This window comes from Fictibacillus nanhaiensis, assembly GCF_023715445.1.
GTDB classification, from domain to species: Bacteria; Bacillota; Bacilli; order Bacillales; family Fictibacillaceae; genus Fictibacillus; species Fictibacillus nanhaiensis_D.
Window position 1 is genome coordinate 311,351 of record NZ_JAMBOD010000001.1, and the last position, 11,859, is coordinate 323,209.

Annotated in this window: 8 protein-coding genes and 2 pseudogenes; 2 read left to right on the forward strand and 8 right to left on the reverse strand. The window is 36.8% G+C overall.

Annotated elements, in window-relative coordinates; all coding sequences use genetic code 11:
* Nucleotides 1-46 precede the first annotated feature (46 nt).
* A complete protein-coding gene (locus tag M3196_RS01635) occupies nt 47-316 on the forward strand; it encodes a hypothetical protein (protein WP_251320513.1) in 270 nt (89 codons plus the stop codon).
* 633 nt (nt 317-949) lie between these two features.
* On the forward strand, nt 950-2,671 hold the full coding sequence (locus tag M3196_RS01640; RefSeq protein ID WP_251320514.1) for a peptidase G2 autoproteolytic cleavage domain-containing protein: 1,722 nt from the start codon (nt 950-952) through the stop codon (nt 2,669-2,671).
* A 308-nt stretch (nt 2,672-2,979) separates the two neighbouring features.
* On the opposite strand, the gene M3196_RS01645 is transcribed toward M3196_RS01640, so the two are convergent.
* The 8 genes and pseudogenes from M3196_RS01645 to M3196_RS01680 form a co-directional block, all read right to left on the reverse strand.
* Complete coding sequence (locus tag M3196_RS01645) at nt 2,980-4,059, reverse strand: Ger(x)C family spore germination protein (protein WP_251320515.1); 1,080 nt, start codon at nt 4,057-4,059, stop codon at nt 2,980-2,982.
* Nucleotides 4,049-5,155, reverse strand: coding sequence for a GerAB/ArcD/ProY family transporter (locus M3196_RS01650; RefSeq protein WP_251320516.1), 1,107 nt, complete (start codon nt 5,153-5,155; stop codon nt 4,049-4,051). The genes M3196_RS01645 and M3196_RS01650 overlap by 11 nt, the downstream gene beginning before the upstream one ends.
* A 22-nt stretch (nt 5,156-5,177) precedes the next feature.
* Nucleotides 5,178-6,698 (reverse strand): spore germination protein, encoded by a 1,521-nt coding sequence (locus M3196_RS01655; RefSeq protein ID WP_276531197.1) that lies wholly within the window; start codon nt 6,696-6,698, stop codon nt 5,178-5,180.
* 891 nt (nt 6,699-7,589) lie between these two features.
* Nucleotides 7,590-8,630 (reverse strand): serine hydrolase domain-containing protein, encoded by a 1,041-nt coding sequence (locus M3196_RS01660; RefSeq protein WP_251320517.1) that lies wholly within the window; start codon nt 8,628-8,630, stop codon nt 7,590-7,592.
* 285 nt (nt 8,631-8,915) lie between these two features.
* Nucleotides 8,916-9,767: a GNAT family N-acetyltransferase gene (locus M3196_RS01665; protein ID WP_251320518.1), complete on the reverse strand. Its 852-nt coding sequence runs from the start codon at nt 9,765-9,767 to the stop codon at nt 8,916-8,918.
* Between the two features lie 165 nt (nt 9,768-9,932).
* Nucleotides 9,933-10,978, reverse strand: a pseudogene (locus tag M3196_RS01670) (NAD-dependent epimerase/dehydratase family protein).
* Between the two features lie 154 nt (nt 10,979-11,132).
* Entirely contained in the window at nt 11,133-11,600 is a 468-nt protein-coding gene (locus tag M3196_RS01675) for a GNAT family N-acetyltransferase (protein ID WP_251320519.1), read from the reverse strand.
* 34 nt (nt 11,601-11,634) lie between these two features.
* Nucleotides 11,635-11,769 (reverse strand): annotated as a pseudogene (locus M3196_RS01680) (antibiotic biosynthesis monooxygenase family protein); the annotation flags it as partial.
* Nucleotides 11,770-11,859 lie beyond the last annotated feature (90 nt).

An 11,859-nucleotide genomic window follows, 5' to 3' on the forward strand; every position in this document is an offset into this window, starting at 1 on the left:
AATTGTTTCCTTTAGTTGAATTTAATTGGTGAAAGGGGGAAATGATTTGATAGAAACTATAGAAGAACGAATTGCACTAAGAGAAAAAATATTGTTCGATTTGTATGATTATCACTTTACTAATATTGGTAGTGAATATCGAACTAACAGTGATGAATTAAAAAAAGCTCCTGGGGAAAACCTTGCTTACGATTATCTTGATCAAAAAGGATTAATTAAAGTAAAAAGACTTAACCAAAGTTTATTAATTAAGATTACAGCACAAGGGATTGACTTTTGTGAAACTAAAATATTTAAAGAAATACAACGTGTGTAGTTATTAGCATCCCTTGGGGTGCTTTTTATTTTGTACTCTGTTCTTGACTAAAAGGCAACCCATATCATACCTCCTTTTTGAAGAAATGCACTCAATGATGCATAAATTTAATTCTCATCCTTAAAATCAATAATCACTCCCAACAATTTCTTTTTTGTGAAATTTTCGTTAATTAATATGCTTCAATTAAATCCAAATTTCTCTTCTAACTGACTGTTATTAAAGATAAAGTAATGAAAAACTTGGAAACTCCCTTAGTAATAGCATGTCTGAGTATCTTAGATTCTTACACTAGAACCCTTTAAGCTGATGAGTTTGTCTATACCAATGTTTTATTTAAACATAACTTAATTAATAGGAAACTTTCCTACTACTGAATGGCGGATAACAGACTATTATAAACAACGATCATCTGATTTTGCAATTTTACTGTACTCTAGTGATTCTTGGTTATTTCCAAGCTAGGGCAAGGTACTCATTTTATGTTTAATTGGCTTCTCTCTATTCGTGGTAGTAGAGGTAAAATAACATGAAATTTAAGAGGCGTTGTTTACGTTTATTCATTTAAATGGTAGAACTCGTAACAAACGAGTTTTTATTTATCTTATAAATTTAAAAAGGAAGAGATTAAAAATGTCAAACGGATGTAATCAAAATCCAATTGGAGCTTGCTCAGAAGCCGAAGGATCCAACACGATAGCGAGTGGATTTGCCTCTCATGCCGAGGGGAACCAAACACAAGCCAATGAAGGAGCATCCCATTCTGAAGGTTTCCAGTCAACGGCGAATGGGTCTGCTTCACATGCCGAGGGATATGGCACACAAGCTAATTCCGCCGCCTCTCATGCCGAAGGTGGACAAACAAAAACAAACGGCTTATATTCCCATGCCGAAGGAGCCAGTACGATAGCGAGTGGATTTGCCTCTCATGCCGAGGGAAACCAAACCCAAGCCAATGAAGGAGCATCCCATTCTGAAGGTTTCCAGTCAACAGCGAATGGGTCTGCTTCACATGCCGAGGGATATGGCACAGAGGCTAATGCCCCCGCCTCTCATGCAGAAGGAGGACAAACAAAAGCAACCGGCTTATATTCCCATTCCGAAGGAGCCAGCACGATAGCGAGTGGATTTGCCTCTCATGCGGAAGGAAATCTGACGATAGCCGCGGGCATTGCGTCCCATGCAGAGGGCGAAAATACGGCCGCTACTGGCCTCGTTTCTCATGCGGAAGGACAGGGAACGATGGCTCTAGGAGAATCTTCGCATGCAGAAGGCGACCAGACGGAAGCCAGTGGAAGAGCTTCTCACGCGGAAGGAAACTTGACAGTAGCCAGCGGCATTTTTGCCCATGCGGAGGGGCAGCGCACTGTTGCTTCTGGCGATCTTTCCCATGCAGAAGGAAATCAGACTCAAGCGCTTGGTCAAAACTCTCATGCCGAAGGCGCGCTTAACATTGCCAGCGGATTTACTTCTCACGCGGAGGGAGTAAACACGGTTGCATCAGGATTTTTCTCCCACACGGAGGGGCAATCGACGGATGCAAACTTTTTGGAAGGGGTTCATGTCATGGGTCAATTCGGTGCTGCAAACGAGCTGCCGTATTCGTGGTATCTTGCTAATGGCACGGATGCCTCGACTCCCGGTTTGGCCGCAAAAATATTAAGCAACGGCAACATCAAAATTGATGGAACGGTAACCACCCCGGCAGCAGATTATGCAGAAATGTTCGAAACTACAGATGGGAATACGATCGATTTCGGCTACTTCGTCACGTTGGAAACGAATAAGGTGCGCATAGCGAACGGTCAAGACGATTATATATTAGGAATCACAAGTGCAAAGCCGGCTTTCTTGGCCGATAGCGGAGAGTTAAGATGGAAGCACAAGTTCTTAACTTCGGAATGGGGAGAAATTTTGTACGAAACGATAACCGTTCCTTCAACATCAGATGCTGGAGGCAATTTGATCGTGCCGCAACGGATAGAGCTTAGGCCGGTATTGAACCCTAAATGGGACGCGTCTAAGGAATATATTCCACGGTCCAAAAGACCCGAATGGGTGGCGGTTGGTCTACTAGGAAAACTACTAGTTCGGGATGACGGTACATGCAAGGCAGGTAGTTATTGCAAACCAAACCATAAGGGGATTGCAACAGCCGCAGATCAAGGATACCGTATACTTGAGCGTACAGGTCAAAATCAAATCTTGGTTTTGATTACTCCAGAATCTAGAATGTCTAACACAAATAACGCTGATCAACTCGAAAAACTAGCAAAATTAAAAGAACAGGGCTACCTTACCGAAGAGGAATTTCATATAGAAAAACACAATCTATTAATCTCAAAAAAATCTTGAATTTTAGTGTAAGTATAACTTGCTAGAAAAGGTTAAAAAACGCTTGGTCAAGAAAACAACAATCTATACGAAAACAGCCTTAGGAAAAAAGAAGAAATTCAAATGTATCAGAAATGGAAAAAAGGTGATGCTGACTTGATGTAGATGCATCACCTTTTCGATTGAAGAATTATGTAATCTATGTTCGGGTTATGTTTCCCCCCTTCAACAGCAAAGAGGGCGGCCCAAAAAAACTAATCAAATTATTACAGATGAAAATAAATAAGATAATTATCAGCATTTCTAATGAACCGTTTTTTTTAATCTTTTTAGTCTATAATCCCCGTATTGGAAATTTTCACTCTTATTTTTACATGAATAGGTATTTGCTGATACTTGTCCTCCCATTCTTTAATATCAAAGTGCCTTATTTGATTGGATGCTTTATGACCTAAGCCTAGTGGATCAATTTGAAGGTTTTGAAAATGTTCGAGTAATATTTTTCCTTCTTTTGTCAATGAAGATGAAACATGGTTCTCAATCATATTGATAACATTTCCTTCTATCGTAGATATACGCTGAGCTTCATTCACTTTTCCATTGATGCGAATGTAAATGTTTATTCTTGGATTTCCGTTATTTTCAAGAATGGTGTATTTTACTTTTGAAGCCATATTTTGAACCGTCACAAACTTCCCATCCGGTAATTTTGTTTCATAAGTCCCATCTTGAAAACCTTCACTCAACATTTTCATGATAAAGCTTTGCTTAAGGGAGATGGAGTCGACGAATTTATCCTCCTTGAACAGAGCTATACCCTTAATATTGATAAATTTCTCCTTTTTTTGCAGGATTGGCATATATGGATCCATACCTTTCCCATAAAAATAATAAAGAAAATGATGAAAATTTGTTTTTGGTATATTTTTGTCCATGTTCTGTTTAAGCAACTCCGAAATATATTTAGAACTAAATTCTGATACGGAATATTGTTCTTTTAACATTTCCTCCACATTTCCGTTCACAACACCAAGATATATATCCCTACCTATTGATGGGTCCCTCTCCAATCCGTCAATTACTTCAATCACTCCTTGTTGTGCAACTTTCTTATTAAATAGAACGACTTCTGTCCTTCCGCTTAGTAAAGGTCTGGGTGATTTTGCCTGAAGGATTTGCCGAATATTTTTACTTGTGTGTCCTTCTCCTGATATGACTTCATTTTTTGGTGGAATATCTTCGGCCAATGGAGTAATTGGAATGTTTGCTATACCCTTTATCTTATCTTTGCTTACATAATCATAGCCGATAGCCGTAATTAGCTGAATATCTTCTAGTACACGAGGTTTAGTGTAACAGCCGGTAGTAAACAAAAAAAGGATGAAAATAAGTGACCATTTAATTCCCATAACGTTTCTTCCTTACTTTATATATGATGGTTTGAAGAATGTACAAGATTGGAATATAAACATAAATGGTATAAAACCCTATTTCATTAGTGAACATGTTTAACAAGTCAACTTCTTTCCTGTCAGTAAACTGTATAGTGGCAATAAATGTAATAAGTATGATGATGACTAACCATTGTTTCTGTTTTATTGAAAATAGTTGTTTCAGTCCGCGGCTTGCTGCCCATAACCCTAAACAGATATCAGAAATGACGATGAATAACCAAATAGAGATACCAGCATACTCAAAACGTTCCACAAAAGGTAAATCAACAATCTTCCAAAGAGTTAACGTTGACCAGATCGTACGGGCTAACTGCTCTTCACTGTAATAGGAAAAAGCTACCACTGCAGTAAGCAGATACAGAAAAATGGAATACAATACTCCAAAGTGAGCCCATTTTTGAGATCTCTCAGGCTGTTTTATAAACGGATAATACATAAACAGAACTTCAAAGCCCAAGTAACCTAATGACATCGTTTTAGAAGCAACCAATAAATCTTTGAACGTGGCGTGACCTAGAATAGGTAATATGTTTGTGAAATCCTCCGCTTCCTTTAACGGAAACCACACCAAGAACACGAGAATAATTCCTATGATTACAGAAAAAAAACAGATTCCTGTTATTACTCGGAACCCCCCTACCGTAAAGGAATAGGCTAATAACAAAAAAATTATTGCTAAATACCAAGTATGTACATTTGAAAACATCCAGATTTGGATAACTTCAATATAGGTTCTTAAAGATGTGGTAACCATAAGTAGAAAATACACAATAAAATATAAACTTAATACACCGCCGATCCATTTTCCGAATAGATTCGCATGGATGGCTACTATGTCATTCTTTCCTTTATTTAGTATGGAATATGATATCCATAAAAGGAGGTTGATCGATAGTCCAGAGATAATAATGGAAATCCAGGAGTCATATCCGGCATCTTTCATGATATATCGCTCAAAACCTAGAATAGACACTCCTTTTTGCATAGAATGTATTAAATAAAAAGTAAAGTAAGGTGATACCTGTCTATGTTCTTTTGGTAGTGGCAGCATTTTGTTCACCTTCCTATATCGATCAATCTTCTATATCAACTTTAGCTTTCCGTTTCAATTCGGCCCTTTTTGAATTAAAACGATTTGGATCGCCAGTTCTGAGCTGCATCGGCCTATTCCCCTGTCTATCTAGAGGCAACCTAAAAAGGGAGTCTTTTAAATCCATGATTCTCAGAGGATAGATTGGTGCGATATAGGGCCTACCTAAGGATGTAAGTTTTAATAAATGAGAGAAAAAGAATCCTAAGCATACCATTACGCCTAACATACCTAAAATTTGGGCACTTAAAATAAATGGAAAGCGGATTAATCGAATGGAGTTACTCATTTGATAGACTGGAGTTGTGAAAGAAGCTAATGCAGCTAATGCTACAATTATCAACAATACATTACTTGTTAATCCAGCCTCTACAGCGGCTGTTCCGATAACGATACCTCCTACGATACCGATGGTCTGACCGACTTTTGTAGGAAGTCTGGCTCCTGCTTCCCTAAGCAATTCAATCGTCACTTCGAGAATGATGGCCTCTAGAATCGGAGGGAATGGAATGCCGCTTCTTGAAGCAATCAAAGGGCTCAATAAATCCTTTGGAATCATCTCATAATGGTAAGTCAAAATAGCAACATAAAGTGGTGTCGATAAGACCGAAAACATAACGGCGCCCAAACGAATAATCCGGAAAGCAGAGGCAAGATGCCAAGTAAGAAAATAATCCTCAAATGCAGAAAAGAACTCAGGTAAAGTAGTTGGGCCAGTTAAAACTTGAGGGGACCCATCCACAAAAATAGCTATCTTTCCTTCTGATAGTACACTAGCTACCCGGTCTGGTCTTTCTGTATCTATCAGTTGAGGAAAGGGAGAATGTTGATTATCTGTCATCATTTGAGTGATGAAGGAGGCATCGATTAATTGATCAAACTCAATATCCCTAATACGCTGGATGACGGTTTTTATATTCTCCTCGTTAGCAATACCATGGATATACATAACAGATACACGTGTCTTGGATAACTTTCCAACGATTATTTCCTTAATGTGTAAATCAGGAATTGGGATGCGTTTGCGGACCATGTTTAGGTTTATATCCAAGTTCTCAACGAAAGCCTCTTTTGGTCCAACCACACTAAACTCAGTCTCAGGGATTGAGATCTGACGTTTTTCAATCGCCACCGCTGGAACAAGGGCGCACATTGAAGGATCCTTCTTTTCTTGAATGAGTATAAATCCAGTAAGCAGCTTGTCTTGTATTTGTTTAACATCCTTTGTAATAACAATACTTTCTACTGGAAGCAAATTTTTTAATTCATCTAACGTGTTTATGGGATACTTGGATATGGGGTCTAAAACTTCTCGATGCACAAAATCAGGATTTACAAGAGTTTTAAAATAGGAAATGATAAAAGGAAAGTTGTCACCTTGTTGAAACGTTATAAAATCCTTAGATTCCCTGCATTTTTTAATTAGACCTTGAAAAGATACCGTTTCCTCATCAGATGATGATTTTTGATTACCCTTAATTTTTCGATCGAACCATTTTTTCAAAATGCACACCTCGTAAACATTAGTAGCAGCTTCCCGTTTTAAGAGTAGTATCTGACAATTAATGTTATCCTCTCCTGATTATATTAAAAATATTCCGTTAAAAATTGATAGGGCTAGAGGAACATTGTACGCATGTTTTAGTTATAATCACCTTAAATAGTTCATTTTGTTTTAGAAAATTAATAAGGCAGGGAGGAACTGAATTTTTTAAGGGGGTGATGTTGAAACAAACATGAATAAAATCTTACAGGTTATCGCTTCAACCGGAGTTGATAGGCTACTTATCAAATAATGAGTGGTAATAGCGAAATAATCAAAAACATGATGCCCTTCGTCAAATATGATGTAATAAGAACCGGAATGCAGAGACACGATGAACAACAGATTAATACCAAGTTCGTTTTGACTTTAATGATTCCCTTGATCGGAATCACTTAAAAAATAAAAAAGAAGGGTCTTTACATTTTTTGGATGTTAATTAATTCTTTTACCTTGTGTATGGACACAAATTTTACTTTTTTATTTATAAATTATGCCAAAATGCTGTTATATCAGTTTACTTTTTAGTTTTTGTATTATTTTTTATTAATAAAGTAAGATGGCCACCTTCCTAGGGGGAGAAAGGTGACCAATACATTAATTAATAACAGGTTTTAATCCACGTCGGTTAATTTCTTCTTTGAAGTTTGGTATTCAATTTCTTTTTAAGTCCTTCTCTTTCGGATGCTGTACAAATAATTACTGTATCCATCCAGCTTCAATTTTTTCTTTAACCGTTGGCCAGTTCATGTGTTCAAGCAAGTAGTCTTTTACTTAAAAAAAAGGCACTTCTCTCAATTTTGCTCAATAGAAAAAAGAACCTTGCGGTAAAAGCAAGGTTCTTCAAGTTTTTTATTTATAAAGTCTTGTTTTTGTCAATTCTTCTTCTATCCCACTCATTATATCAAATGCTCCAGTGGACTTATTAGAACAAACAACAACTTTTATGGATAGATCAGGATAATAAGCCGAATGAAAGCTAACTCCAGGATCATAACCCATTATATGATATTTTAAGACACTCCTATCTTCGTTTTTCTTAATCCATATACCATACCCATAGTAACCACTTACATTGACGTGTGTATGAGGCGATAAAAGTTCATTTGTGTAGGTTTCATTTATAAGTTGATTATTTATAAGTGAATACCATAACTTAGCCAAATCTTTTACTGTCACAAATGCACCACCGTCAGAACCACCTTTTACAGGTAAAGAATAGATATTTGTTTTCCAAGTCCCATCTGGGTTGTCTATATAGCCTAATGCAGTATTAGAAGGGAGCGCATCAAATGAAAAATATCCGGATTCTGTCATATTCGCTTTACCAAAAATATGTTCTTGAACGTAATCAGAGAAAGCCATTCCAGTTAACTGTTCAACAATTAACCCTAACAGAATATAACCCGCATTATTGTAGTGAAACCTCTCACCTACTTGGGATTTCATAGGTTGATTTTGAAACAAAGGTAAGAAATCACTTAATTTTCTAATATGATACATTGGATGATTTACCCATAACTCCTCATAGTCTTCCATAACTTCCTCATCAAAGTAATCTGGTATTCCCGAGGTATGAGTCAGCAGATGATGGATTGTTACCCTCTCATCAAAGTGCTTAAAATGATGTTTCATGCAATCACTCAATTTAGAATCAAAAGAAACTTTACCTTTTTCCACCAGTTGGCATATTGCTATGGCAGTGAAGAGTTTACAGCCGGATGCAATACCATAACGAGTCGATGAAATATTTTCTATCTGTTCTGAACGATTAGCATAGCCAAAGTTTTCATTGAATAATAAATGATTATCCTTATCTTCCACAAAAACTGAACCTGAAAAATTAACCTTATTTGAAATATCTTTTACTATCTCTTGTAATTTTTTGTTCATAGCTATTCCTCCGATTTATCCATATTAAAAAAATTTTCTTTTGGTTTAAGAAATAGGAATATGCTTGAACATTATTAATTCTATTAATCCATATTCCTATTAATTTTTAATTATCATTTCTAAGCCCCCCAATTTTTTCCTAGTTTTAATAATAAAGAATCTTGAGAATTTAATCCATTAACCTGCCCTGTATTAAATTAAAAGGTGCAGCTCTCCTTTTTGAAGAAATGCACCTAATTTGAAGATGAAGAAAAGTCTTATTCTTTTACATCAGAAGATTATCTATCAAAACTTCTCTGCATCAGGCTTACTTGTTTTAAGTAAATACGTATAATAATCCTGTGAGTGTACAACTTTGAATCCTACTGCTTTATATAATCCAAGGGCATGGTCATTTTTCGTTTCAACTTCTAGGTGTACCGAATGCCCAGCTGAACGTTGATCTTTTATCACTCGGCGTAACACTTTCCTACCGATTCCTTTACCTTGATGCTCTGGTAAAATGGAAAACCCATATATCCAAGCTTGCCCATCTTTTCGTGACACACGAATTTTCCCTACTGTTTTTCCGTTAACATCGATCATTAACCTATCGGTGTTTCCCTCTTTGTCGAACGAACGTTCAATCGATTGGGCATCTTCTTGGGTCATTCCGAATACTTCAACGGATAAACGTATACGCATGTCTAAATCATCTACTTTTGCTTGTCGAAGTGTTAGACCCTCTACTGGTTCTAAGGATTTTTCTTGCCACACCATTTGATGTTCTGAAAATGTATAATTAGCACCTAGTTTATACAAAAAATCTTTTGCTGCATTTGATCCCGCTGGTGTATTCAATAAGATTTTTTTGTATTGGCTTTGTTTAGTTGTTTCCATTCCTTTTTGGAACAACAGATGGAAGTATCCCTTCCGTCGTTCACTTGGTTTCACCATGCCGCAAACTTCGACTGTAGATCCAAAAGGATACAAACCTAAAAACGCGACAAGTTCGTCTTTTTCATAATGAAGAAAGTCTAGTTGATAAGATTCGCGGTTCTCTAGCATATCCCAGTTAAGTTTCAGCTGTAAATTATCATGAGTCTCGCATTCTTTTTGTAGTTTTTTTATATCTTGAAGTTGTTGTTTCGTTAACATAGTTATCTCCTTTTTTTAAACTAAGTGCCAGGCCTTTATTAGTTCAATAAAAAAGAGCACATTCCTTTCTTAAAGAAATGCATCCGATCGTTGAAGATTATATGATTAAGTATATAAATTTTCCTTGGTTTGATTGGCATGGAGGAATCACCCATAATAACCTAATTACAATGTCTCCTTTTTCTCTTTTTGGGACCAAGTCTCTAGCAGCTCCTGCTCTCTTTCTCTCGATATCCCCTTTGTTCGTTCTGAATCCTGTCTCGTTTTCTCCCATTGATATACATCATTTATAGTTTCTTCAAGCGGCCGGAAGGAAAGACCAGCGTTAACAGCTTTTTCTACACAAAAGAAAGAAGCACCTTTCCATGGCTCTGATTCTCCTTCTAACGGAAAGTGTTCAGGAATCCAAAATGGCATTTCGTTCCATGGTTGTATTTTATGATTCAATACAAATTGTTCATCTGCCCATACAAATTCGGCATTACCGTTCGTGACAGCTTTACAGGTGTTCAATAGCTCTTCTATAGTCAATTCATAATCCGGTCCTGTTACATTGAAGGTACCTGCTTTTCTGGTTTCCGCCATATCGAAGGCCCATGTTGCGATATCTTTTACGTCAATCAATTGAACAGGACGATCTGAACGTCCCGGAACCAATATTTTTCCGCCTTGTATTACACGCTGTAACCAGTATGATAGCCGATCCGAATAGTCAAATGGTCCGACGAGTACCCCAGCTCTTATCTGCAAAACACGCCCTGGCCAATGCTTCTCCGCCTCTGCTTCACATAGTTTTTTCAACGCGCCGTAAAACTCATAAGGAGAAATTTTCCCTTCCTCAACGTCTTTCAATATATTTTCCGGCGGCATTGATTGTAAATGATAGTCTTCCGCAATATTGAGCGGAATCAATCTTTATAAACAGAGATGCTTGAGATGTATGTATAATGTTCGATGTTATCCCCAAGTACAGCTGCGATTTTTTTAATTTGATGAGGAGCAAATCCGCATGTATCCATTACAACTTCCCATTTCCGGTTTTCCAGCTGTGTTACATCATTATCCCTATTGCCGATTAGCTGCTCTACCTCAGGAAACGTATTTTTATTTGTGCCGCGAATAAATAAAGTGATTTCATGCCCTCTTTTTAATGCTTCTTCTACCAAAGCTTTTCCCAGAAAACGAGTACCTCCTAATATAAGGACCTTCATAGTTTTCCCCCATTATTCATTGTAATAGCCTGTAATTACCTTTCGTTTTAAATAACGATTTTCCTTTGTAAAAAATAAAGGAAAGTATGAAAATTTATTCCCTTTTATTAAAGAAAGGCACCCGTTCGCTAAACAACCATCTCCTATTTTCAATTTAAATGTCTATGGAATATGTTGGTTCGCCAAATGTAAGGGTGTTATCATCGATAAATCCAAGTTTACTATAAAATACCTTTCCTGCTACGTTTTCAGGGTGAACAGTTAATCGAAGTCGATTGCATGAAGGGTGAGTATGCTTAAGATGCCTAATCAATTCTTTTATGGAGTCAGAACCCAACCCATTTCTTTGAAACTTTTTATCGATAAAAAAATGGAATATCCAATAGTCTTCTTTACTATCAGGTGTAAAATGCAGATTAAAAAAACCAATCATTATGTTTTGATTGTAAATCCCATAGGGGTCGATTATTTTACCATCTGGTCTAATGTAGGCTTTAGCTAGAGCAATAGCAACAGGCGGTGTAACAGCTGCAACAAATTTTTGTTGATCAACATACACGGAAAGTCCAAGAGCTTCTCGCCAGTTTTCAGAGTTAATCTTTTTAAGAACTATTTTAGACATTTTTTCTTACCCCCATTTCCCATAAAAATCTTTATTCCACAATTCGTTGTAGTTCGTGAGATATGTAACCTTTCATTGATGAAATAAACTTAGAAGCCTTACAAAAGGCTGCTTCATATTCTTCTTCCATCCCTTGTTTAACTTGTAGCATAACAGCTTCCAGTATCATGTAACCACTCCTCAATTAAAGTATAACAACAATAAATTAGAAGGATCACATCTTGCAAGTCTTATTCTACTAACTGGTCCTTAATATAAA

Coding starts and splice junctions, on each gene's coding strand:
- M3196_RS01640 (WP_251320514.1), top strand. CDS start 950: ATGTCAAACGGATGTAATCAAAATCCAATTGGAGCTTGCTCAGAAGCC.
- M3196_RS01645 (WP_251320515.1), bottom strand. CDS start 4,059: ATGGGAATTAAATGGTCACTTATTTTCATCCTTTTTTTGTTTACTACC.
- M3196_RS01650 (WP_251320516.1), bottom strand. CDS start 5,155: ATGCTGCCACTACCAAAAGAACATAGACAGGTATCACCTTACTTTACT.
- M3196_RS01660 (WP_251320517.1), bottom strand. CDS start 8,630: ATGAACAAAAAATTACAAGAGATAGTAAAAGATATTTCAAATAAGGTT.
- M3196_RS01665 (WP_251320518.1), bottom strand. CDS start 9,767: ATGTTAACGAAACAACAACTTCAAGATATAAAAAAACTACAAAAAGAA.
- M3196_RS01675 (WP_251320519.1), bottom strand. CDS start 11,600: ATGTCTAAAATAGTTCTTAAAAAGATTAACTCTGAAAACTGGCGAGAA.